The following is a 21,485-nucleotide window of genomic DNA, read 5'->3' as shown; positions in this document are numbered from 1 at the left end:
GCAGTTCCCCCGGCGTCCATAACCCATAATGCGGTTATGGACGCTTTACTTAACCCCGCCACCGGCGACTACCTGCTCAACCAATCCGCACAGGGCATCGAAAACGAAGTCTATGTGCGGCTGGTTACCCCGCTTGGCAGCTACTGGGCCGAACCTGCACTGGGCAGCCGCCTGCACGAATTGCGCCGACAGAAAGACCTGCCGCGCATCGCCGTGCTGGCCAAACAGTATGCCGAGCAGGCTTTGCAGCCGATTTTAGATGCCAACCGCGCCCGCCGCATCAATGTGGCCGCCTCTTTGGCACGGCGCGGCTGGCTGCGGCTGGATATTGACGGGGAAGACATGAGCGGCCGGAATCTATCCTTAATCCACGAGGTGAGGCTGGCATGAAAACCAAAAACTTTGAGCAACTGCGCAGCGACTACCTGCGCGATTTGAGCAACCAGCAGCCTGCCGCCCACACCCACCCCGGCAGCGACAATTTCGCCCGCGCCACCGCTTTGGCCGCACTGGCCGAGGGGCAATACCAGCATCAAGAGTGGATTTTGCGGCAGGTGTTTGCCGATACGGCGGACACCGCCTATTTGGAGCGCCATTGCGCCATGTACCGCATTTGGCGCAAAGCGGCTGCCGCAGCGGCGGGCAGCATCCGCATCAGCGGCGCGCCCAATACCGTGCTGCCTGCCGGGCTGGTCGCCCAAGTAGGCGACATCGCCTACCAGACTTCTGCCGCCGGCCAAACCGATGGCAGTGGGCAGGCTGTATTGGCTTGCCATTGCCTGAGCACTGGCGCGGCAGGAAACCAGCCTGACAACACCCCGGCCAAACTGCAAAGCCCGCCTGCCGGCATTGAGGCAGATGCCGTGCTCACCAGTATGGTGGGCGGCACCGATATCGAGAGCGATGCTGCGCTGTTGGACAGGCTGCTGTCGCGCCTGCGCCAGCCGCCCGCCGGCGGCAACGCCTACGACTATTACCGCTGGGCAATGGCCGTGCCGGGGGTGGAGGCGGCATTTGTGTATCCGTTGCGGCGCGGCTTGGGCACGGTGGATGTCGCCATCCTTACCGCTTCCGGCCTGCCCTCGCCCGATGTGGTGCGCGCCGTACAACAGTATATCGACGAGCGCCGCCCGGTTACCGCCAGAAACGTGCAGGTGATGGCACCGCAACGCGTACCGCTCAATGTATCGGTGCGCGTATCGCTGGCCGACGGCTACACCCTGCCTGCGGTTAAGGATGCCGCTGCCCGTGCTTTGTCGGCCTATTTCGCTGGTATCAAGCCGGGCGACACCGTCTATAAAAGCCATATCGAGGCGCTGATTAGCGATACCCCAGGCGTGCGCGACCGCGTGCTCGACAGCCCGGCCGCCAACCAAAACGCCACCATCACCCCGCACATTCAATGGCTGGCCTTGGGCACGTTTGAGATGACCCTGTTATGACCTACGCCGACCTGCTCCCCCTCTACTATCCGCCCGTCAGCTACGACGTGCGCGCCACCCGGCAGGCCGCCGAGCGGCAGGCGGAAGCCGCTATATTCGGCGGCGTGCAGACACAGTCGGCACAGGTACTGGCTGCCGCCTACGCCCCCACTGCCGGCGGCGACATCAGCCGTTGGGAGCGCCTGCTCGGCATCAATCCGCCGCAGCCCGACAACTACGCCCGCCGCGTGGCCGACGTGCTGGCCAAACTCAATGAGACCGGCGGCCTGAGCATCCCGTATTTCATCCGGCTGGCCGCCGCCGCAGGCTACACCATTACCATCAGCGAGCCGCAGCCTTTCCGTGCCGGCGTAAACCGCGCCGGCGACCGGCTCGCCCGCGAAGACATCATGTGGGTGTGGTGGGTGGACGTGGCCGCCCAATCACAAACCGTGTGGCGCTTCCGCGCCGGCTCCGGCACCGCCGGCAGCCGCTTGAGCCAATACAGCGACGCCGTGATCGAGAGCCTGTTCAACCGCCTCAAGCCCGCCCACACCGCCATCCGATTTACCTACCGCTAAAGGACGATTTATGCACCCCATCGAAACCCCCGATAAGACCTTCCACGACGGCGACGGCGTGAGCGAACTCGGCACCATCCTGCCCGCGTGGTGGCTCAACCAAGTGCAATCCGAGCTGCTGGCCGTGTTGACTGCGGCCGGTATCCAGCCGGATAAGGCCAAGCCAAACCAAGTGGTCGAGGCTTTGCGCAAAATCATCGACGAGCAGGCCGGCGGCAAAGGACTACCTGTAGGTGCGGTGGTGGGGTTTCCTCGAGCCATCAGCAGCCCAGAAGGCTACCTGAAAGCCGACGGTAGCACCTTTGCCCAGGCCACCTACCCCGACCTGTACCGCGTATTGGGTGGCAACAAGCTGCCCAACCTCACGCGCTCCGACGTAGGTATGACCGCCTATTTCCCGATTGAGGCCATCCCCGACGGCTGGATTAAGTACGATGAGGTTGCTACCAAGGTCACGCAGTCCGCCTACCCGGAGCTCTACCGCCTGTTGGTAGCGCAGTACGGCTCAATCGATGCCGTACCAAAAGCCGAAGACCGATTTATCCGCAACGCATCAGGCAGCCTCGCAGTGGGCACGCAGCAGGGCGATACCATCCGCAACATTACGGGTGGAATCGAAGCCTTATACAGCGGCTATCGGTACACGCTCTACACCAAGGCCGATGGGGCGTTTACTATGGACTTGGACGACGGAGCAAACTCGACATTTAGCAGCTCGAAAGGCGACAGCGACCACAATAACCGCAAAAAACGGGTGGTGTTTGATGCCAGCCGCTCAGTGCCGACCGCCGACGAGGTGCGCCCGAAAGCCTTGGCAATGGTGCTGTGCATCAAGGCGCAAAACAGCCTGGACGACGTGGTGATGTGGATTAAGGCGTTTGGCAAAGTAACCAATGCAGGCACGTTGGATGCAGCCACGCTGGCGGCAGATATACAGCGCAAGGCCAACCGCGATGAGGTAGCTCCAAAAGCCCACACCCACCGCGCCGCTGACATCACCGACTTTGCACAAGCAGTCGGTAACCTGTTTGCTGCTCAAAAAGCCGCAACGGGCTACCAGAAAATGGCGAACGGGCTGATTGTCGAGTGGGGCTCGCTGCAGGTGCCGGACGACGGCTTTTTGCCGGTGGTGTTTCCGGTGGCGTTTCCGAATGCCTGCCTCAATGTGCAAGCCACTGTGATTTTTGAGAGTGCAGTTACCTACTCATACATACTGGCCGCCCATGCCGGCAAAATTACCAAAACCGGCTGCCACGTCGGTATCTCTGAAAACGGTATAGTTGGCAGCAAAACTGTGCATTGGCTGGCTATTGGTTATTAACGGGAGCAAACATGACTATCTATTACTCAAAAACCAATCAGGCGTTTTACGACAGCAGCATCCACAGCAGGCTACCTGAAGACGCAGTAGAGATTAGCCACGAGCAGCACGCCGCACTGCTCGCCGGGCAATCACAAGGGCAAGTGATTATGCCCGGCAAAGACGGCAAGCCGGTGCTGGCTCCCCTTGCCCCCTGCCCATCCAGCACTTGGGACGGGGAGCAATGGCACATCGACCCCGAGTGCGCCGCCCGGCTCAAAGCCGAGCAACAGGATGAGATGTGGGAGCGCATCAAACAAAAACGCTACGACAACTTACGGCACGGGGTTTACATCAAATCCGTGGGCAAGTGGTTTCAAACCGACGACGCCACGCGCCTGCAATATCTGGCGCTGGCACTGGAAAGCGTAACGGGCGGCTTTAAAAAGCCCATCAACTGGAAAACGATGGATAACAGCTTTTTGATGCTCACCCCAGAGCTGCTGCGCAAAATTATGCAGACCATGCACGATGATGAGGAGGCGGATTTTATCAATGCCGAGAAGCATAAAGCAGCTATGCTCCAAGCCGAAAACCCGCTGGAATACGACTACAGCGGCGGCTGGACGGCAAACTTTGATGAGCAGCCCGCTGCCGAGCTTGAGGAGGCGCAATCATGAAACCGAGATACTACCTAGCCCTCTATAAAGGTTATCGCGACGGCTCCGGCTGGCGCGTGTGGTGTGCCCGAGCCACCGACTGGCTGACCCGCATTCTCACCCGCGGCCAGTACAGCCACGCCGAGATTGCCTACGGCCCAGCCGAAGGCGGCGGGTACGACTGCATTTCTTCTTCCGTGCGCGACGGCGGCGTGCGCGCCAAAACCATGCCGCTGTCCGCCGATAAGTGGGATCTCATCCCGCTGCCCGACAGCATCAATGAGCACGGGCAGCTTGACCGCCTATACCGCAATACCGTCAGCCAGCCCTACGACTGGTTTGGCGCCGTCGGCGTGGTATTCAAAACCCGCCAGAGGGGCGACAAGTGGTTTTGCTCCGAGTGGTGTGCCGCCGCATTGGGGCTGCCCGACGGCTGGCGTTGGTCGCCCAACGACCTCGCCGCCATCGTGCCCGCTCTAAAAAGGCAGGCATGAAAAACCCCGCCACACGGGCGGGGAGGAAAGAACCAAGACGGCGACACGGCGGGTGCGGACACACCCGCCGCGACAGCCAAGCAGAACCAGCCTGCATTGACCCAAGGCCGCCACCCTCGAGGGCGCGCGGATTGTATCACGCAATGTAGGAAAAATAATGCAATACCGATGCAAAAGCTGCGGCAAATTACTGGCCGTTGGCAGCGGCACCGTGCAAATCAAGTGCCAACGCTGCAAAACAGTAAACCAATTCAGTTTTTTAACAACCCAGAGCGCCCAGAGTGCCGAAACTGCGAACCCCACGCAGAAAGGCACTTATGTACCGCAAAGCCCCGCTACCGTTTACCGGCCAAAAACGTAACTTTTTAAAGCTGTTTAAACAGGTATTAAATGAGCATATCCCCGGCGATGGGGAGGATTGGACAATCTTAGACGCCTTCGGCGGCAGCGGCCTCTTATCGCATGCCGCCAAACAATGCAAGCCCGCCGCCCGCGTTATTTATAATGATTACGACGGCTACAGCGAGCGCCTGCAACACATTCCCGACATCAACCGCTTGCGCCGCCTGCTTGCCGGTATCTTGGAGCCCGTGCCGCGCAGTAAACTGGTGCCACCGGCAATTAAGGCCGCCATTGTGGCCGCCATCCGCAGCTTCGGCGGCTATGTCGACCTCGACTGCTTGGTTTCATGGTTGCTATTCAGCGGCAACACCGCCGCGAACCTTGACGAGCTCTGCCGTAAAACCATGTACAACTGCATCAGCCTCAGCGACTACCCCGAGGCACAAGACTACCTGCAAGGCGTGGAGATAGTCAGCCAATCCTACCGTGAGCTGCTACCGCAGCATATTAGCAACCCGTGCACGTTATTGGTACTCGACCCGCCCTACGTATGTACCCAGCAGGGCAACTACCGTAAGGCAGCCTACTTCGGCATGGTCGAGTTCCTGCGCCTGATGGCAATGGTAAGGCCGCCCTTCATATTCTTTTCGAGCACGCGTAGCGAGCTGCCCGCCTATCTCGACCTTGTAGCCGAGCTGCGCCTGCCCGGTTGGGAGCGTTTTGCAGGTAGCCAAACCCTGACAGTGAGTAGCACCATCAACCGCAATTCGGGCTACGATGACCACTTGATTTATAAGTTCTGATGGCGAGCACCACGGCTCTTTTAAAGTGCATAAGATAATCCCCGTTTAACAGTCCATTAAACGGGGATAAATTTGTGCAAAAGCTGATACAATTTTCTACGCGGCGGCGGTGCAAAAGCTGCTGCCGATTCGGGCAAAAGCTGCCGCCGCCTTACAGGTGGATGCGGTCGTTGTCGTAACGGGCGTACACCAGCTTGTTTTCGAGCTTGAAGCTGTCGTTAATCTGCCAGGAAACATCCCAAATGCCGGATCGGGAGCCGGTTTCAAACACGGGCTTCTGCGGCAGGAAGCGGGCGCTGGCGGTGTTGCCCATGATTTCGTTTTGTGGGGCGCGCGATTTGATGTAGTTGAAGGTGAGGCGGCTGAGGAAGTTGGGATAGGATTCAGGCGTGAAGAGCAGCTTGAAACGGATATTGGTGTTTTCCACGCGGCGCGGGTTGCCGGCGGGGTCGTAATGCACGAAGGGCTCGTAGCTTTCGCGCTGCTGGCGCTCGGCACTCAGTCGGAAGGCGAGGTTGTTTTTCACAATCGGGCCGGATACCATCAGCGCGCCGTTGCGGGTTTTCTGGTTACCCGCGCCCAAGCGCACCGCGCCTTCCCATTCCTGAGTCGGGTCGTTGGAGCGCATCACGATGGCGCCGGCCACAGCGTTCTGCCCGCGTACCAGGCTCTGCGGCCCGCGCAAGACTTCCACCTGCCGCATATCCCACAGCGATTGCGTGCCGAAGGCGTATTCGTTATAAGTGGCGGAGCGGCCGTCTATCGACAAATTCAAACGCGGCCGCGTGCCGGCAAAGAATGCCACCGCACCCACCGCCGGGCCGGAACCGTCCACGCCGCGCACAGTGGGCAAATCGTTGCCGCTGCCCAAATCCACGGTGTTGACGGTTTGCTTGAGCAGGTCGGTGGCGGAAAGCTTGTGGCCGCTGCGGTCGATATCCGGCGCGGTGAACACATTGTGCGAAGTGCCGGTTTGTAACATGGTACGGCTGCCACGTTCACCTGTAACCACAATATCAGGCAGCTGCGCGGCGGCATCGGTTTCTTCGGCGTGGGCGAAATATGGGGCGGCAGCCAGCAGGGCAAGCAGGCAGGCATTGAGTTTCACTGCGGTTTTCTCCTTTGTTGGTTCGGCTCGGCGAGTACAATAAAGATTTACAGATTTACATTAAACATACATATACTGTAAATTATAGAAAGCAACAAAAGATAATGCAAGCGATTATCGAATGCTTGCCAAAAGAAAGGTATTCCCACATGCCCCACAGCAAAAAACGGCAGGCACTGCGCGAAGCAGCGAAAAACCTGTTTTATACACAAGGCTTTGCCGCCGTTTCCGTAGAAGCCATTTGCTCCGCCGCCCATACCAGCCGCGTAACCTTCTACAAATACTACTCCGGCAAAAACGCGCTGGTGCAGGAGCTGTTTGCCGAACAGAAAGAACAAGTACGCAACCGACTCGAATGCCTGCTGGCACAGCAATGCAGCCTGGAAGAAGCCGCTGCCGCCCTATTCGCCATCCAACGCGAATCCATGACCGAACTCTATTCCGCGCCCGTACTCGACGACATCGCCAACGTGGCCGATTTGGAGCTGGAACGCTTCTTCCGCAGCATGGAAGAAGAGAAATATCAATTTATGCGCAGCTTTTTCCACACCCTGCAACAGCGCAAACTCATCCACCACAGCCTGCCACCCGAACTCATCGACCTCTTCATCCGCCAAATGGACAGCCTCATGCGACAACCCTGTCTCGCCGAACTCTACGCTCCCACCCCGCAACGACTGCCACAGGATATATTGCAACTCCTGCTCTACGGCCTCACCAGCCGGGAAGCAGAATAAGGCAGCCCGGCTAAACAAAAGGCTACCTGAAAGCATCAGCTTCTAACGAAGTTAAAACAAGCTCTGCGAGTTTCTGCGGCGCTGAAATCCCAGGTAGCCTTTTCTCATTCTCACCCCAAGCCCGGCCCGCGTTATAATCCACCCTCATCAATCACATCGAAACCACCGCCATGACCCCTACCCTAGAGCTCGACCTCACCGGCCTTAAATGCCCCCTGCCCATTCTCCGCGCCAAAAAAGCGCTGGCCACCTTAGAAACCGGGCAGATACTTTCCGTGCGCGCCACCGATCCCGGCGCTCCCGACGACTTTGCCGCCTTCTGCCGCCAAACCGGCCACCGGCTGCTCGCTTCTGGCACGGATAACGGCGTGTTCGTTTTGGTGATCCAACACAAATAACCCGGCTTCACCGCAATATCGTTTTAACCAACCTTGCAACACAGTTTCAGGCAGCCTTATCCGCCCGGCATCCAAAGGCTACCTGAAAATATAACGCTCCAAATCACGAAAGCCCCCACCATGCAAACCCTCACCCTCCTCCGCCCCGACGACATGCACCTGCACCTGCGCGACGGCGACACCCTGCGCCACGTTTTGCCGCACACCGCCCGCCAGATGGGCCGTGCCGTAATCATGCCCAACCTCAAGCCCCCGGTGATTAGCGTGGCCGATGCCTTGGCCTACCGCGAACGCATCCTCGCCTCCCTGCCCGCCGGCAGCCGCTTCCAACCGCTGATGACGCTCTATCTCACCGACCACGCCACCCCCGCCCTGGTGCAGGAAGCCAAAGCCGCCGGCATCGTTGCCTTCAAACTCTACCCCGCCGGCGCCACCACCAATTCCGACAGCGGCGTGACCGATCTGTTCAAACTCCTGCCCGTGCTCGAAGAAATCGCCGCCCAAGATATGCGCTTCCTGGTGCACGGCGAAGTAACCGACCCTGCCATCGACATCTTCGACCGCGAAGCCGCATTCATCGAACGCATCCTCCTACCCGTGCTGAATAAAGTGCCCGGCCTCAAAACCGTGTTCGAGCACATCACCACCGCCGAAGCCGCCCGCCTCGTGTGCCAAAGCGGCGAAAACCTCGCCGCCAGCGTTACCCCGCAGCACCTGCTGCTCAACCGCAACGACCTCTTGGTGGGCGGCGTGCACCCGCACCACTACTGCCTGCCCGTGCTCAAACGCGAAAGCCACCGCCAAGCCCTGCTCGAAGCCGTATCCGGTGCGCAAGCGCACAAATTCTTCCTCGGCACCGACTCCGCGCCGCACCCGCAACACGCCAAAGAAAATGCCTGCGGCTGCGCAGGCATGTTCAGTGCCGCCACCGCCATCGAGCTCTACGCTGAAGCCTTCGAGCAAATCGGCGCGCTCGACAAACTCGAAGCCTTCGCCTCGAAAAACGGCGCCCGCTTCTACGGCCTGCCCGAAAACACCGACACCATCACCCTGGTGAAACAAGCGCAAACCGTGCCCAACAGCTTCCCCATCGGCAGCGGCGGCAACCTCGTCCCCATGCGCGCCGGCGGCAGCGTGGCTTGGACGATGCAAGCGTAAGCCCTGCCCACTCTGATTTTGATGCAAAAAGGCTACCTGAAATTTTTCAGGTAGCCTTTTTTATTGCGGCAACGATGTGCTATTCAAACTCCGCCCACACCGGCGCATGGTCGCTGGGGCGTTCCAGCGCGCGCGGGGCGGTGTCTACGCCGGCGGCGGCAAGGCGCGGCAGCAGGGCTTGGCTGGCGAGGATGTGGTCGATGCGCAAGCCGAGTTTGCGGCGGAACATATTCATGCGGTAGTCCCACCAGGTGTAGAGCGGTTCGGCGGGGTGCAGGCGGCGCAGACTGTCGGTGAGGCCGAGGTCGAGCAGGGTTTGAAACCAGGCGCGCTCTTCAGCGGAGCAGAGGATTTTGCCCTGCCATTTTTCGGGGTCGTACACATCCAAATCGGCGGGGGCGATGTTGAAATCACCGAGCAGCACCAATTCCGGGTATTGCGCCAATTCGCTGCGGATAAATTCGGCCAGCGCGGCAAACCATTGCTGCTTATAGGCAAATTTCTCGCTGCCCACGGCTTCGCCGTTCACGCAATATACATCCACCACGCGCACGCCGCCGATGGTGGCGGCAATCACGCGCCGCTGCGGGTCGTTGGGCAGGGCGGGCAGGCCGGTGTGCACGTTTTGCACTTCTTCTTTGCTGAGGATGGCCACGCCGTTGTAGGTTTTCTGCCCGCTCCACACGGCGCGGTAGCCGAGCATTTCGAAGGCGGAAAGCGGGAACTGGTCTTGATCCAGCTTGAGTTCTTGCAGGCAGAGTACGTCGGGCTGATGCTGAATCAGCCAGTCGCTCACGTGCGGCAGGCGCACTTTGAGGGAGTTTACGTTCCAAGTGGCGATTTTCATGGCGTTTGCTTTCGGAATGAATTTTTCAGGTAGCCTGCATCGATAGTGAGGCTACCTGAAAATATGCGCTTCAACGGAATTGAAACATTGGCTGGCGGTTTACTCGGCTTCGTCTATCCAAGCCTGTTGCACGGCTTCGAGAATGCGCTCGCCGCAACGCTGCGGGTCGTCATCAAACTCGGGCAAATCGAGGATGAGCTGGCGCAGCTGGGTGAAGCGGACGGTTTTCGGGTCGATGTCGGGATGGCGGTCGAAGAGTTCTTCGGCAATGCGTTGGGTGTCGGTCCATTTCATGATGAGGCTACCTGAAACTAGATGTGTACGGCCGGCGGCTGGGGAGCGCCAAGCTTAATGATGTTCGCGGGCGTGGTTGATGGTGTATTTGGGAATTTCCACCACGAGGTCTTCGCCGGCCACTTTGGCCTGGCAGCTCAAGCGCGATTCGGCTTCCAAGCCCCAGGCTTGGTCGAGCAGGTCTTCTTCGATTTCGCTGGGTTCTTCCAGGCTGTCGAAGCCTTGGCGCACGATCACGTGGCAGGTAGTGCAGGCGCAGGATTGTTCGCAGGCATGCTCGATTTCGATGCCGTTATCGAGCAGCAGGCTGCAAATGCTTTCGCCTTCGGGTGCGTTTTCGATGATTTTACCTTCGGGGCACAATTCGCTGTGCGGCAAGACGGTTACTTTGGGCATGGTGTGTGCTTTCTTAGCTGAATTTTTGAGTAGCGTATTGTAACGGAAAAGGCTACCTGAAAACAGTTGATTGCTTTTCAGGTAGCCTCTATTGCAACGGGGCTTACAGCTTGCCGCCGCCCACGCCGTTGGCAATTTCGCGCACCGCGCTCACATACAGGCGGCTGTGGTTGTATTGCCAAACGGCGAAGAAATTGTTGAGGCCGATATAGTAATCATACTGGCCTGGCGCGGTTTCCAGGCGGAACAGCACGGCTTTTTCGTGGTCGGCCACTTCCTCCAGCGGCGTTACCCCCATCCGACGCAGCTCGCCCACGGTTTTATTCAGCGCGGTTTTTTCATCAATCAGCGCCAGCAATTCCGGCGTGGGCACCATCGACACCGGCACCATTACCTTGCCGCCGCGCTGCCAGCCGTGCGCTTTCAGATAGTTGGCCACCGAAGCCGCCACATCCGGCACGCTGCCCCAAATGTTGCGCTGGCCGTCGCCATCGTAATCCACCGCCCATTTGCGGTAGCTCGACGGCATAAACTGCGGCATCCCCATCGCCCCGGCATAGCTGCCGGTGAAGCTGAACGGATCGCGTCCTTCTTCTTTGGCCATTAGCAGGAATTCATGCAGCTCCTGCTGGAAAAACTCGCCGCGGCGCGGGTAGCCGAACGCCAGCGTGGGCAGAGAATCGGCCAGGCGGAAGCTGCCCATATTGCTGCCGTAGTTCGTTTCGATGCCCACAATCGCCACCAACACTTCCGCCGGCACGCCGTATTCGCGCGCCACTTGGTCGAGCACTTGGCGGTATTGCTGGTAGAAGCGGCGGCCGCCGTTGATTTTGCCCGCACCGGCATTGCCGCTGCGGAATTCATACCACGGGCGCGATGTGCCTGGGCGGTTCATGATGTTGACAATATTACCCTTATACACCGACTGCGCGAAAAACTGCTGCAACTGGCCTTCGCCCATCACACCCAATCCGGCCTGCTGCCGGATAAAGCGCTGTACCTCGGCATTTTGGCTGAACCCAGTTTCCGATACCGGCAAGGCCGATGCGTCCGGCACCACCTTCTGCGCCTCCGGCACAGGCGGAATCGGCTGTTCGCTACTGCATGCGGCCAACACAAACAAAACGGCTAAAGCGGGGGCAAATTTCAATTTCATCATGATTTCCAAGCAAACAAACAATGTATGAAGTGTAGCACAGGCATCCAACCCGGCGCGAATGCAAAGGCTACCTGAAAACTTTCAGGTAGCCTTTAACGCTTGCCGGTCAAGCAGCTAACGTCTTGCCACCGCGGCCGTGGCCAGATATTGCTGTGCCCCGGCGGCAATGGCGCGGGCGGCTTTTTGGCGGAACTGGCTGCTGGCCAGCATCCGCTCTTCGGTGGGGTTGGAAATGAAGGCAGTTTCCACCAAGATCGACGGAATATCCGGCGCTTTGAGCACGGCGAAGCCGGCCTGATCCACATGGCCTTTGTGCAGGCGGTTGATTTTGCCCATTTCGTCGAGCACCGATTTACCCAGGCGCAGGCTGTCGTTGATGGTGGCGGTTTGCACCAGGTCAAACAGCGTGTGGTCCACCTGCCGGTTGCCGCTCACGCGGATGCCGCCAATTTGGTCAGAGGCATTTTGCGATTGCGCCAGCCAACGGGCGGCGGCGCTAGTGGCTCTGCCCCGGCTTAAGGCATACACGCCGGTGCCGCGCGGCTGCGGCGTGGTGAAGGCATCGGCATGAATCGAAATGAAAATATCGGCTTTGCGGCTGCGCGCCTTGGCCACGCGCACACCCAGCGGAATAAACACGTCTTCGTTGCGCGTCATGTACACCTGATAGCCGAGCCGCTCCATTTCGCGTTTGGCTTCGCGCGCAATCGAAAGCACCACGTCTTTTTCGCGCAGGCCGCTTGGGCCGACCGCGCCGGAATCTTCGCCGCCGTGGCCGGGATCGAGCATCACCACCAACTTGCGGTTGCCGCGCCTGTTGCCGCCGGCATGGTTTTGCACCGGCGGCACGCTGGTGGTTTGCGCCTGCGCGGTGGCGGTACCGTCTTGGCGAATACGGCCGTTGGTGTAGTCTTGCAGAAGCGCCATCAGCGGGTCGTTGGCTTCCTGTGCCAGCGCCACAGCCTGGGTGGGATAAAGGTCGATCACCAAGCGGTGTTTGAAATTGGCCACCGGCGTGAGTGCGAACACTTGCGGGTTCACGGCGGTTTTCAAATCCATCACCACGCGGATGGTGTCGGGGTTGAACTGCCCCACGCGGATGCCGGCCACATAAGGATCGCTGCGGCTGAGCTTCTGCGGCAGGCTCTGCACCACGCTGTCTAGGCTCGCGCCCTGAATGTCCACCACCAGGCGGCGCGGGTTATCCAGCAGGAAATATTTATGCTGCAGGGGACGGGTGGATTCGAGCGTGGCGCGGGTGTAGGAAGAGGCCGGCCAAATGCGCACGGCCACAAACTGCGGCGTGCCGTGTGCTTCGCCCGTGGGCACAATGCTCAGGAGCAGCAGGCCGGCGCCGCTGCTTAGGAAAGTTCGGCGGGTAAGTTTTGCCATAATTTGATAAGTTGCTTGCCGTTTTCAGAATCGGCGGAAAGAGTACAGACACGGCCGCTGCCGCTGTTTTGCAGGGCGATGCGCAAATCGGCTGCGGGCGCAAAGCCCTCGGCACGTTGCGGCCATTCGATGAAATGGAGGGTGGGCTCGACAAACAGTTCGCCCAGCCCGGCATCTTCCCACTCTTCCGGTGCGGCAAAGCGGTATAAATCGAAATGGTTTACCGCCAGGCCGTTTGGCCGGTAGCTTTCCACAATGGCATAAGTGGGGCTTTTCACTGCGCCCGCATGCCCAAGCCGGCGCAAAATAGCGCGCACCAGCGTGGTTTTGCCCGCACCCAAATCGCCTTCCAGCCACACCACCAGCGGTGCGGCCAAATCGGGCGCGATTCGATTGCCGAAGGCTTCGGTAGCGGCTTCGCCGTTGAGAAAGAGAGAGAGAGAGTTTTGCATGCGGCGGATTATAACCTGAAATACTGTTGGGAAAGTTTAAGCCATGCGGCCTTCAGCCAGCTTGTTGCTGCTGTTTTGGCAGCTTTTCAGGTAGCCATAACTGAGGCTACCTGAAAAGCTGATTTCATTCTTTTGTGAGATACCGCTGCAATATTGTATACAGCGCCGCTTCACCCTATAGGAAATTCATTGCTGCAACTAAAACCAATCGGTTTCCGGCTGCTTCATGTTTCAGGTAGCCTCTTCTCCGCTTTCGGCAACCTGTTCGCTCTCCGGCAGGGCATGCTCCGCCTCCCATTGCGCAAACCATGCAGCCACCACGGCATCCACTTCCTCCATACCCTGTTTTTTCAGGCTGGAAAACAGTTGCACACCTACCGCTTGCCGCTCGGCAAAAGGCTGGAGGGCGCGGCGCACGGCAGCGAGGGTTTTAATCTGCTCGTTTTTGGAAAGTTTGTCGGCTTTCGACAACAAAATATGCACAGGTTTGCCGGTGCTGGCAAAAAATTCCAGCATTTGCTTGTCAAGCTCCTTGAGCGGATGGCGCGCGTCCATCACCAACACCAACCCGATAAGCTGGGCACGGGTTTGCAGGTAACCGCCAAGCAGCTGTACCCAATGCGCGCGCACGGCTTCGGGCACTTGGGCATAGCCGTAGCCGGGCAAATCCACCATATAGTGCCCATTAGCCAAGCTGAAGAAGTTGATATGCTGGGTGCGGCCTGGAGTTTTGGAAACATAAGCCAGGCGGGTGTGGGCGGTGAGCGTATTGATAGCGCTGGATTTGCCGGCATTACTGCGCCCCACGAAGGCGATTTCAGCAGGGGTATCGGGCAGGTCTTTTAAGTGATTAACGGTGGTATAAAATTTAGCGTTTTTAAAAAGCGGCATGGCTGGAACAAAAAGTAAAATTTAGTATAGAATACCACGTTTATAAAAACAGAGTATTGGGCGGCGGCCTCCTGCCCCGCCGATTTGGAGCATATACATGAAACACACTACCTTAGCCGGCCTGCTGCTGGCCGTTTCCGGCTTCACCTTGGCTGCACCGCCCGCCGCCGACATGAACAACGGCAAGCGGGTGGTTGATACGGTGTGCGCTGCCTGTCACGGTGCAGACGGCAACACCAATATCGCCACCTATCCGCGCCTGTCGGCCCAACATCCCGCCTACATCATCCAGCAAACCCTAGCCATCAAAAACGGCGACCGCAACACCGGCGCAGCCGTTACCATGCGCCCGCTGGTACAAAACCTGAGCGACAAAGACATCTCCGATGCTGCCGCCTACCTCACCCGCCAAATCCCGAAATCCGGCGAAAGCAATCCCAAAGAAAATCCTGAACTGGGTGCGCGCATTTTCCGCGGTGGCTTGCCGGCCAAAGGTTTGCCGGCCTGCATGTCGTGCCACGGCCCTGGCGGCGCAGGCATTCCGGGCAATCAAACCCTAAAAGACGGCGCAGTAGCCTACCCGCGCCTGGCCGGCCAACACAAATCTTATGTGGTGGATCAACTGCGCTCCTATCAAAGTGGCCAACGCACCAACTCCATCATGGGCGACATTGCCAAACGCATGAGCAACGAAGAAATGGATGCCGTAGGCAACTTTATTCAAGGTTTGCAATAAGCCGTACCATTCCGTCCGGCCGTATTCCGCAATGGATACGGCCGGATTGTTTTACGGCGGATGGAATTGAAACCCATGTGGCGGTGGCTCGCCTTGTCCTGATTTAAAGTTCATCATAGCCAGCCTTTTGCCGGTTGGCATAATTTACATTTTTTCACGCAGCCCTAATTTTCCGCTAAGCTTGCCTGCCTATAATGCAAGCCATCAACTCAGGCAACACCGGTTGTCGCTTTTACCTCCCCCCAATCTTGAATAAAGGAAAAAACCATGAAAAACGCTCTGCTCCTCACCGCCCTATTGGCCGTATCCGCCACCGCTTCTGCCGGCTTCTCCGAAAATGGCCAAGCACCTGGCTACCAAAACAGCGTAACCCGCGTTTCTGCACTGCGCAGCGTGCCGGACGACAGCTACGTTACATTGGAAGGCTACATCGAACGCCAAGTGCGCCACGAACACTACATCTTCCGCGACACCAGCGGCCGCATCGAAGTGGAAATCGATAACGATGTATGGCGCGGCTTGAACGTTACCCCACGCGACAAAGTGCGCCTTGAAGCCGAAATCGACCAAGACTGGCATGGCACCGAAGTGGACGTAAAAGCTGTTACCCGTATCCAGTAAGCAATGAGGCTACCTGAAAGCGAAGCTTCAACGCAGTTAAAATGAACGAAGTGAGTTTCTGCGAAGCTAACGCGCAAGCTTCAAGTTTAAACAAACACATTGAGTTTCGCTTAAACTGCCGCTATATTTTTCAGGTAGCCTGTTTCGTTTTCTCCAATCTCTTAAACTGTGAAAGGAAAGCCAATGTCCGCACGCAAATCCTCCCTCCTGTTGCTGGCAGCCACCATCATGGCCGTTTCCCTGCCCGCCCTGGCCGACCACGACGATTACGATGATGACGACTACCATCACCATCGCTACTCACAAGAGCATCGGGCACGCCGCAGCCATCAGCCCAGCCGCTATCGGCAGGCCGGCTATATTTCGAGCACCCGCGCCGCCAACATCGCCGCCCGCCACACCCGTGCCCGCGTAACCGACGTGGACCTCACCTCCTGGCGCGGCCGCCGCGTGTATGAAGTGGATTTAGACGGCCGACGTGGCGATTATGAAGTGATTGTGGATGCCCGCAGCGGCCGCATCCTCTCTTCCAAATTCGATCCCGACGATTAAACCGCTTGCCTATCCGACGTATAAAGGCTACCTGAAAACGAGCAACACAAGTTTTCAGGTAGCCTTTATTTCCACCCAAGCAAGGGCAAGAGCGCACTTACTCAATCCGATAGTGCAACATGCGGCTGCTTTCGCGGATAACGCGCACCAGGCGCATAATCAGGCTGGAAACGAAACCGATTCGTTTCCATTCGGCAGGGAAATCGCCCACGATGTAGCGGTTGGAAATGAAGTGCAGATTGTCTGCCCATTGCTCCGGCTTGCGTTCGTTGTCGCAAAAGGATTCAAAGCGGGCGCTAACGTGCTTCATGGCATCGTGGCGGGCAGAGTTTTTCACTGTCCAACTGTTACACATATCGAAGGCGATTTCACTGCCGTGGAAACGGGCGGCCAGGTCTTGGAATAAGGTGCGTACCATTTCATTGGAAAAATACATCAGCACGCCTTCAATCACGAACAGGAATTGGGCATCGGGGTGGCGGGCATGCAACTCGTCCATCCATGCGGTGTCGAAGGCGGAGGCAGCAATCAGGGTTTCGTTGCTTTGCGGCGGCAGGATGGCACGCCGCCATTGAATCACGTCTTCCAAATCGAGCTGATAAAACGGCACGCCGTCTGCTGCGCTGCCGATACGTTCGCGGCGGCTGTCGAGCCCGCAGCCGAGGATAACGACCACCGGACGGCTTTGGCGGCGGATGAAATCGGCAGTGAGCTGGTCGAAATAGCGGGCACGGATGGCGGTGCCGATGAGGGTGGGCTTGGCGCGGTCGAACTTGGCAAAATCATATTCGATCTGCGGCACCAGCCGGCAAGCAGCGGGATCGATAAGGATGGGGTTGGCCTGCTGGGAGGCACGGTATTTCATATAGAGCGGAATCAGCAGGGTTTCGCTGATGGCGTTTTCGATTTTAATCATAGCGTTCTCCTGGGTATTACACCAAATAAAAGGCTACCTGAAAGAATTTCTGCAAAGTTACAACGAGGCTGCCGCAAAATAAAAACAGAGGCTACCTGAAAATAATTATCAGGTAGCCTCATTATACGCCTATCGCCAATGCCCTGGCTTTCCCTATGGCACAAGCTCACTTTGTATGAAAAAACAATTATTTCAGCGAAATATATTCAACACGCATCAGCCATAGCGCTTCTGAAATTCACGCATAAATTCAATCAGCGCTTCTACCCCTTGCAAGGGCATGGCGTTGTAGATGCTGGCACGCATGCCGCCCATGCTCTTATAGCCGCCCAGCAGGCGCAGGCCGCGGGTGGTGGACTCTTGAACGAAGAGTTCGTCCAATTCCTTGTTGCCGGTGGTGAAGATCACGTTCATTTTAGAACGGGCAGCAGGCGCAACGCGGTTGCGGTAGAAGCCGCCGCTGTTGTCGATGGCGGCATACAAGGTTTTGGCTTTGAGGGTATTGATGGTTTCCATCTGCCCTACCCCGCCCTGCGACTGCAACCAGCGGAACACCAGGCCGGAAATATAGATGGGATAGGTGGCGGGGGTGTTATACATACCTTGGCGCTCGATGTGCGAACGATAGTTCCACACATCGGGCACGCGGCTGGAACAACGCTCAAGCAGGTCTTCGCGGATGATGACGATGGTGGTGCCGGAAGGGCCGATATTTTTTTGCGCACCGGCATAAATCACGCCGAAGTCAGCCACATTGACGCGGCGGGAAAGAATTTCGCTCGACATATCGCACACCAAGGGCGGCATGTCCGTACCCAGTTTGGGCACTTCATGATATTGCAGGCCGTGCACGGTTTCGTTAATCACGAAATGCACGAAGGCGGAGCTCGGGTCGATATCCCAAGACTCAACCGGCGGCAGGTCGGTGTAATCAAACTGCTCGCCGCCATGCGCGGCCAGATGGATGTTTACATCCGACAATTTGCCCATTTCATGATGGGCGATGCGGCTCCAGTTACCGCTCACCACGGAATCGACGCGCTTGAAGCCGTTGCTCAAGTTCATTACGGTCATGTTGAACTGTGCGCTGGCGCCGCCTTGCAAAAACAAAACTTTATAGTTATCGGGAATATTCAAGAGCTGGCGCAAATCCTGCTCGGCATGATAGAGGATGCTCATGAACACATCAGAACGGTGGCTCATGGTCATCACGGAAAAGCCCGTGCCGTTGTAGTCGAACATTTCGCTTTGCGCAGTGCGCAATACGGATTCGGGCAGCACGGCCGGGCCGGCGGAGAAGTTGTAAATCGGGGTATCCACAGTAAAAACTCGATTGAAATTGCGGCAGGATGCCTTAATGGGTGGGGATTCTATCGTTTGCAAACCTGTTGCAGCAAGGATTTTCGCCATTTCCCACCAAACAGCATGGCAGTGAAAAACTATTCATTAACTACAATTTCAAGCTTATAAAAGTGATTTCCTCTATTTATTCAGTCTAAACAGAATTTATCGCCAGCAATTCAATAGCAGTAAGTGAAGCCCACCCTGTCGTTATTTTGGTCTTCAGTATGCGTTGCAGTGGCGAGTTTCAGGTAGCCTGTGCAGCAAAAGGCTACCTGAAAACCCATTTGCGCTTTCAAACAGCCTTTCATATAGTGGATTAACAAAAATCAGGACAAGGCGGCGAGCCGCAGACAGTACACACGTTACGGCAAGGCGAACCAACGCCGTACTGGTTTTTGTTAATTCACTATAAATATTTTCAGGTAGCCTGCTTGGTATACAGGCTACCTGAAAATTCACAGCGGGCTTTAAACCAGACAAACAAACATCAAATCTTCAAAATCCGCTCACCACGACCGATGCCGGCGGCGCCGGTGCGCACGGTTTCCAGAATCAAGCCTTTGGGCACGGTTTCGAGGAAGCTGTCGAGCTTGTCGCTGGTACCGGTGATTTCAATCACATAGCTTTTATCGGTTACGTCCACCACCTGGCCGCGGTAAATATCGGTGAGGCGCAGGAGCTCGTCGCGGTCTTTGCCCAAGGCGCGCACTTTTACCAACATCAGCTCGCGCTCCACATGGCGGCAATTGTTGAAGTCGATTACTTTCACCACTTCCACCAGCTTGTTGAGCTGTTTGGTAATTTGCTCAACCACTTGGTCGTTGCCGCGGGTAACGATGGTCATGCGAGACAGGGTTGGGTCTTCGGTGGGGGCTACGGAAAGTGCGTCGATATTGTAACCGCGCGCGGAAAACAGCCCCACTACACGGCTCATGGCGCCGGATTCGTTCTCCATCAGAATGGATAAAATGTGTCGCATCATGGCACGCTCCTTGTGTCGTAGTGGCGGTCGGTTACTTCGTTTACATCGGAATCGGCTTTGCGCTCGCGCATATGCGGCGGCAATACCATTTCATCCAAACCTTTGCCGTTGCCCACCATGGGGAAGACATTTTGTTTGCGATCCACCACGAAATCCATAAACACCAGCCTGTCTTTCAGCGCGAGGGCTTCGCGCAGCGCGCCTTCCACGTCGGCCGGTTTTTCAATGCGCATGCCCACATGACCGTAGGCTTCGGCCAGTTTCACGAAATCGGGCAGCGTGTCGAAATAGGTTTCGGCTTCGCGGTTGCTGTAATACAGCTCCTGCCATTGGCGCACCATGCCGAGGTAGCCGTTGTTCAGGCAAATAACCTTCACCGGCAGATTGTATTGTTTGCAGGTAGCCAGCTCTTGGATGTTCATCTGAATCGAGCCTTCACCGGTAATGCAGCAAATATCGCGGTCCGGCGCGGCTAGATACGCGCCCATGGCATAGGGCAGACCCACGCCCATGGTGCCCAGGCCGCCGGAATTGAGCCACTGACGCGGCTGGGAGAAGGGGTAATACTGCGCGGCAAACATTTGGTGCTGCCCCACGTCGGCAGTGATGATGGCGTTGCCCCGGGTTACTTCGGCCAGGGTGCGCACCACCTGCTGCGGCAGGATAATGTCTTCATGCGGCTCGATGGCGAGGCAGTCGCGGCTGCGCCAGGCTTCGATGCGCTGCCACCATTTTTCCAAATTGGCCGGATTAAACTGCAACTCCTGCTTGCGCCACAGCCCGATCATTTCCTCCAACACGTTTTTCACGTCGCCCACAATCGGCACGTCGGCCTTCACGCGCTTGGCGATGCTGGAAGGATCGATATCGATGTGGATGATTTTCCTCGGCTGTTCCAGGAATTTGGCCGGCACGGAAATCACGCGGTCGTCAAAACGCGCGCCCACGGCCAAAATCACATCGGCATTGTGCATGGCCAGGTTGGCCTCGTATGTGCCGTGCATGCCGAGCATGCCGAGGAAGCGGCGGTCGGAAGCGGGATAGCCGCCCAAACCCATCAGCGTGCCGGTACAGGGAATGTTCAAAAGCTGCACCAATTCGGTGAGCTGTTTGGCCGCATTACCCAAAATCACGCCGCCGCCGAAATACACCAGCGGGCGTTTGGCCGCCGCCAGCATCTGCACCGCCTTTTTAATCTGGCCGATATGGCCGTGCGTAACCGGCTGGTAGGAACGGATAAAAATATCTTCCTGCGGATAGCTGAACTTAGAAAGCGCCTGCGTAGCATCTTTGGTGATGTCCACCACCACCGGGCCGGGGCGGCCACTCTGCGCGATTTGAAACGCCTTTTTGATGGTGGGCGCGATTTCGTCCACCTCGGTAACCAAGAAATTGTGCTTCACGCACGGGCGGGAAATACCCACCATATCAATTTCCTGAAACGCATCCGAGCCCACCGCGGGCGAAGGCACCTGGCCTGAAATCACCACCAGCGGAATGGAGTCGCTATAGGCCGTGGCAATGCCGGTGATGGCGTTGGTGGCGCCCGGGCCGGAAGTAACCAGCGCCACGCCCACCTCGCCGCTCACGCGCGCATAGGCATCGGCGGCATGCACCGCAGCCTGCTCGTGGCGCACCAGGATATGCTCGAATTTGTGGAGTTGGTAGATAGCGTCGTAGATTTCCAAAACCGCGCCGCCAGGATAACCGAACACGTATTCCACGTTTTCGGCCTTAAGACTTTGCACCAATATTTGTGCGCCTGATAATTGCATCAAACCTCTCCTTTTATGCACATCAGCCGACAGTCGGCGGCAGCTTTACCTCGGCATGGTAATGCGCTGGCTGAAGCCGGGCGGATTTAAGGTACGCAAAACGGCAACAACCGGTAACAGTCTGCTC

General features: G+C 57.6%; 25 protein-coding genes and 1 pseudogene. 14 read left to right on the top strand and 12 right to left on the bottom strand.

From position 1 onward, the window contains the following. Positions 1–36 precede the first annotated feature (36 nt). From CKV94_RS08640 to CKV94_RS08605, 8 genes are all read left to right on the top strand, one after another. On the top strand, positions 37–390 hold the full coding sequence (locus CKV94_RS08640; RefSeq protein WP_003822029.1) for a phage GP46 family protein: 354 nt from the start codon (positions 37–39) through the stop codon (positions 388–390). Then, positions 387–1,442 (top strand): baseplate J/gp47 family protein, encoded by a 1,056-nt coding sequence (locus CKV94_RS08635; protein WP_003822030.1) that lies wholly within the window; start codon positions 387–389, stop codon positions 1,440–1,442. The genes CKV94_RS08640 and CKV94_RS08635 overlap by 4 nt, the downstream gene beginning before the upstream one ends. Further along, a complete protein-coding gene (locus CKV94_RS08630; RefSeq protein ID WP_003822031.1) occupies positions 1,439–2,002 on the top strand; it encodes a YmfQ family protein in 564 nt (187 codons plus the stop codon). Before CKV94_RS08635 ends, CKV94_RS08630 begins: the two co-directional genes overlap by 4 nt. A gap of 10 nt (positions 2,003–2,012) precedes the next feature. Next, a complete protein-coding gene (locus tag CKV94_RS08625) occupies positions 2,013–3,323 on the top strand; it encodes a phage tail protein (protein WP_003822032.1) in 1,311 nt (436 codons plus the stop codon). 11 nt (positions 3,324–3,334) lie between these two features. Next, positions 3,335–3,982, top strand: a complete 648-nt coding sequence (locus CKV94_RS08620; RefSeq protein ID WP_003822034.1) for a DUF4376 domain-containing protein — start codon at positions 3,335–3,337, stop codon at positions 3,980–3,982. Further along, on the top strand, positions 3,979–4,455 hold the full coding sequence (locus CKV94_RS08615; protein WP_003822036.1) for a hypothetical protein: 477 nt from the start codon (positions 3,979–3,981) through the stop codon (positions 4,453–4,455). The genes CKV94_RS08620 and CKV94_RS08615 overlap by 4 nt, the downstream gene beginning before the upstream one ends. A 157-nt stretch (positions 4,456–4,612) precedes the next feature. Beyond that, positions 4,613–4,816 (top strand): zinc finger domain-containing protein, encoded by a 204-nt coding sequence (locus CKV94_RS08610; RefSeq protein WP_035579766.1) that lies wholly within the window; start codon positions 4,613–4,615, stop codon positions 4,814–4,816. Continuing rightward, positions 4,773–5,600, top strand: a complete 828-nt coding sequence (locus CKV94_RS08605) for a hypothetical protein (protein WP_003822039.1) — start codon at positions 4,773–4,775, stop codon at positions 5,598–5,600. Before CKV94_RS08610 ends, CKV94_RS08605 begins: the two co-directional genes overlap by 44 nt. A gap of 154 nt (positions 5,601–5,754) precedes the next feature. Here CKV94_RS08605 and CKV94_RS08600 read toward each other — a convergent pair. Beyond that, positions 5,755–6,678, bottom strand: a pseudogene (locus CKV94_RS08600) (TonB-dependent receptor plug domain-containing protein); the annotation flags it as partial. A 179-nt stretch (positions 6,679–6,857) separates the two neighbouring features. On the opposite strand from CKV94_RS08600, the gene CKV94_RS08595 reads away from it, so the two are divergent. The 3 genes from CKV94_RS08595 to pyrC all read left to right on the top strand — a co-directional run bounded on the left by CKV94_RS08595 (position 6,858) and on the right by pyrC (position 9,001). Continuing rightward, the gene (locus CKV94_RS08595; protein WP_141744178.1) at positions 6,858–7,445 is read left to right on the top strand and encodes a TetR/AcrR family transcriptional regulator; all 588 of its coding nucleotides are present in this window, start codon (positions 6,858–6,860) and stop codon (positions 7,443–7,445) included. 170 nt (positions 7,446–7,615) lie between these two features. Further along, positions 7,616–7,843 carry a sulfurtransferase TusA family protein gene (locus CKV94_RS08590; protein ID WP_003822045.1) on the top strand — a complete coding sequence of 76 codons (228 nt, stop codon included), beginning with the start codon at positions 7,616–7,618 and terminating at the stop codon, positions 7,841–7,843. A 120-nt stretch (positions 7,844–7,963) separates the two neighbouring features. Next, positions 7,964–9,001, top strand: coding sequence for a dihydroorotase (gene pyrC, locus CKV94_RS08585; RefSeq protein ID WP_003822046.1), 1,038 nt, complete (start codon positions 7,964–7,966; stop codon positions 8,999–9,001). A gap of 79 nt (positions 9,002–9,080) precedes the next feature. Here the strand turns inward: pyrC and xth are convergent, their stop codons facing one another. The 7 genes from xth to yihA all read right to left on the bottom strand — a co-directional run bounded on the left by xth (position 9,081) and on the right by yihA (position 14,432). Continuing rightward, complete coding sequence (xth, locus tag CKV94_RS08580; RefSeq protein ID WP_003822047.1) at positions 9,081–9,848, bottom strand: exodeoxyribonuclease III; 768 nt, start codon at positions 9,846–9,848, stop codon at positions 9,081–9,083. Positions 9,849–9,947: 99 nt separating this feature from the next. Next, positions 9,948–10,142, bottom strand: a complete 195-nt coding sequence (iscX, locus tag CKV94_RS08575) for a Fe-S cluster assembly protein IscX (RefSeq protein WP_003822048.1) — start codon at positions 10,140–10,142, stop codon at positions 9,948–9,950. A 54-nt stretch (positions 10,143–10,196) separates the two neighbouring features. Further along, positions 10,197–10,538 carry an ISC system 2Fe-2S type ferredoxin gene (gene fdx, locus CKV94_RS08570; RefSeq protein WP_003822051.1) on the bottom strand — a complete coding sequence of 114 codons (342 nt, stop codon included), beginning with the start codon at positions 10,536–10,538 and terminating at the stop codon, positions 10,197–10,199. A gap of 103 nt (positions 10,539–10,641) precedes the next feature. After that, complete coding sequence (gene mltB / locus CKV94_RS08565) at positions 10,642–11,697, bottom strand: lytic murein transglycosylase B (RefSeq protein WP_003822052.1); 1,056 nt, start codon at positions 11,695–11,697, stop codon at positions 10,642–10,644. A 114-nt stretch (positions 11,698–11,811) separates the two neighbouring features. After that, entirely contained in the window at positions 11,812–13,089 is a 1,278-nt protein-coding gene (locus CKV94_RS08560; RefSeq protein ID WP_003822053.1) for an N-acetylmuramoyl-L-alanine amidase, read from the bottom strand. Beyond that, complete coding sequence (tsaE, locus tag CKV94_RS08555) at positions 13,059–13,541, bottom strand: tRNA (adenosine(37)-N6)-threonylcarbamoyltransferase complex ATPase subunit type 1 TsaE (protein WP_003822055.1); 483 nt, start codon at positions 13,539–13,541, stop codon at positions 13,059–13,061. The genes CKV94_RS08560 and tsaE overlap by 31 nt, the downstream gene beginning before the upstream one ends. Positions 13,542–13,772: 231 nt before the next feature. Further along, a complete protein-coding gene (gene yihA, locus CKV94_RS08550) occupies positions 13,773–14,432 on the bottom strand; it encodes a ribosome biogenesis GTP-binding protein YihA/YsxC (RefSeq protein WP_003822057.1) in 660 nt (219 codons plus the stop codon). A gap of 97 nt (positions 14,433–14,529) precedes the next feature. On the opposite strand from yihA, the gene CKV94_RS08545 reads away from it, so the two are divergent. From CKV94_RS08545 to CKV94_RS08535, 3 genes are all read left to right on the top strand, one after another. Continuing rightward, a complete protein-coding gene (locus CKV94_RS08545) occupies positions 14,530–15,168 on the top strand; it encodes a c-type cytochrome (RefSeq protein WP_003822060.1) in 639 nt (212 codons plus the stop codon). A 267-nt stretch (positions 15,169–15,435) separates the two neighbouring features. Further along, positions 15,436–15,789, top strand: coding sequence for a YgiW/YdeI family stress tolerance OB fold protein (locus CKV94_RS08540; RefSeq protein ID WP_003822061.1), 354 nt, complete (start codon positions 15,436–15,438; stop codon positions 15,787–15,789). 183 nt (positions 15,790–15,972) lie between these two features. Beyond that, positions 15,973–16,341: a PepSY domain-containing protein gene (locus CKV94_RS08535; protein ID WP_003822062.1), complete on the top strand. Its 369-nt coding sequence runs from the start codon at positions 15,973–15,975 to the stop codon at positions 16,339–16,341. A gap of 97 nt (positions 16,342–16,438) precedes the next feature. Here the strand turns inward: CKV94_RS08535 and CKV94_RS08530 are convergent, their stop codons facing one another. From CKV94_RS08530 to ilvB, 4 genes are all read right to left on the bottom strand, one after another. Beyond that, positions 16,439–17,257 (bottom strand): class I SAM-dependent methyltransferase, encoded by an 819-nt coding sequence (locus CKV94_RS08530; RefSeq protein WP_003822063.1) that lies wholly within the window; start codon positions 17,255–17,257, stop codon positions 16,439–16,441. A gap of 216 nt (positions 17,258–17,473) precedes the next feature. Then, complete coding sequence (gene serC, locus CKV94_RS08525; RefSeq protein WP_035579778.1) at positions 17,474–18,577, bottom strand: 3-phosphoserine/phosphohydroxythreonine transaminase; 1,104 nt, start codon at positions 18,575–18,577, stop codon at positions 17,474–17,476. A 511-nt stretch (positions 18,578–19,088) separates the two neighbouring features. Beyond that, on the bottom strand, positions 19,089–19,580 hold the full coding sequence (ilvN, locus tag CKV94_RS08520) for an acetolactate synthase small subunit (RefSeq protein WP_035579885.1): 492 nt from the start codon (positions 19,578–19,580) through the stop codon (positions 19,089–19,091). After that, a complete protein-coding gene (gene ilvB, locus CKV94_RS08515; RefSeq protein ID WP_003822071.1) occupies positions 19,580–21,358 on the bottom strand; it encodes a biosynthetic-type acetolactate synthase large subunit in 1,779 nt (592 codons plus the stop codon). The genes ilvN and ilvB overlap by 1 nt, the downstream gene beginning before the upstream one ends. Positions 21,359–21,485: the final 127 nt, after the last annotated feature.

The organism is Eikenella corrodens, from assembly GCF_900187105.1.
GTDB classification, from domain to species: domain Bacteria; phylum Pseudomonadota; class Gammaproteobacteria; order Burkholderiales; family Neisseriaceae; genus Eikenella; species Eikenella corrodens.
Note: the sequence above shows the minus strand (reverse complement) of the source record. Positions and strands in the feature narration are given on the sequence as shown.

Excerpts from the sequence above, each read along its gene's own strand:
- CKV94_RS08560 (WP_003822053.1), bottom strand. The coding sequence starts at position 13,089 with ATGGCAAAACTTACCCGCCGAACTTTCCTAAGCAGCGGCGCCGGCCTG.
- CKV94_RS08540 (WP_003822061.1), top strand. The coding sequence starts at position 15,436 with ATGAAAAACGCTCTGCTCCTCACCGCCCTATTGGCCGTATCCGCCACC.
- iscX (WP_003822048.1), bottom strand. The coding sequence starts at position 10,142 with ATGAAATGGACCGACACCCAACGCATTGCCGAAGAACTCTTCGACCGC.
- CKV94_RS08590 (WP_003822045.1), top strand. The coding sequence starts at position 7,616 with ATGACCCCTACCCTAGAGCTCGACCTCACCGGCCTTAAATGCCCCCTG.
- ilvB (WP_003822071.1), bottom strand. The coding sequence starts at position 21,358 with ATGCAATTATCAGGCGCACAAATATTGGTGCAAAGTCTTAAGGCCGAA.
- CKV94_RS08595 (WP_141744178.1), top strand. The coding sequence starts at position 6,858 with ATGCCCCACAGCAAAAAACGGCAGGCACTGCGCGAAGCAGCGAAAAAC.
- mltB (WP_003822052.1), bottom strand. The coding sequence starts at position 11,697 with ATGATGAAATTGAAATTTGCCCCCGCTTTAGCCGTTTTGTTTGTGTTG.
- fdx (WP_003822051.1), bottom strand. The coding sequence starts at position 10,538 with ATGCCCAAAGTAACCGTCTTGCCGCACAGCGAATTGTGCCCCGAAGGT.
- CKV94_RS08640 (WP_003822029.1), top strand. The coding sequence starts at position 37 with ATGGACGCTTTACTTAACCCCGCCACCGGCGACTACCTGCTCAACCAA.
- CKV94_RS08530 (WP_003822063.1), bottom strand. The coding sequence starts at position 17,257 with ATGATTAAAATCGAAAACGCCATCAGCGAAACCCTGCTGATTCCGCTC.
- pyrC (WP_003822046.1), top strand. The coding sequence starts at position 7,964 with ATGCAAACCCTCACCCTCCTCCGCCCCGACGACATGCACCTGCACCTG.
- CKV94_RS08535 (WP_003822062.1), top strand. The coding sequence starts at position 15,973 with ATGTCCGCACGCAAATCCTCCCTCCTGTTGCTGGCAGCCACCATCATG.
- CKV94_RS08545 (WP_003822060.1), top strand. The coding sequence starts at position 14,530 with ATGAAACACACTACCTTAGCCGGCCTGCTGCTGGCCGTTTCCGGCTTC.
- tsaE (WP_003822055.1), bottom strand. The coding sequence starts at position 13,541 with ATGCAAAACTCTCTCTCTCTCTTTCTCAACGGCGAAGCCGCTACCGAA.
- CKV94_RS08615 (WP_003822036.1), top strand. The coding sequence starts at position 3,979 with ATGAAACCGAGATACTACCTAGCCCTCTATAAAGGTTATCGCGACGGC.
- CKV94_RS08620 (WP_003822034.1), top strand. The coding sequence starts at position 3,335 with ATGACTATCTATTACTCAAAAACCAATCAGGCGTTTTACGACAGCAGC.
- ilvN (WP_035579885.1), bottom strand. The coding sequence starts at position 19,580 with ATGCGACACATTTTATCCATTCTGATGGAGAACGAATCCGGCGCCATG.
- CKV94_RS08625 (WP_003822032.1), top strand. The coding sequence starts at position 2,013 with ATGCACCCCATCGAAACCCCCGATAAGACCTTCCACGACGGCGACGGC.
- xth (WP_003822047.1), bottom strand. The coding sequence starts at position 9,848 with ATGAAAATCGCCACTTGGAACGTAAACTCCCTCAAAGTGCGCCTGCCG.
- CKV94_RS08635 (WP_003822030.1), top strand. The coding sequence starts at position 387 with ATGAAAACCAAAAACTTTGAGCAACTGCGCAGCGACTACCTGCGCGAT.
- yihA (WP_003822057.1), bottom strand. The coding sequence starts at position 14,432 with ATGCCGCTTTTTAAAAACGCTAAATTTTATACCACCGTTAATCACTTA.
- CKV94_RS08630 (WP_003822031.1), top strand. The coding sequence starts at position 1,439 with ATGACCTACGCCGACCTGCTCCCCCTCTACTATCCGCCCGTCAGCTAC.
- CKV94_RS08605 (WP_003822039.1), top strand. The coding sequence starts at position 4,773 with ATGTACCGCAAAGCCCCGCTACCGTTTACCGGCCAAAAACGTAACTTT.
- CKV94_RS08610 (WP_035579766.1), top strand. The coding sequence starts at position 4,613 with ATGCAATACCGATGCAAAAGCTGCGGCAAATTACTGGCCGTTGGCAGC.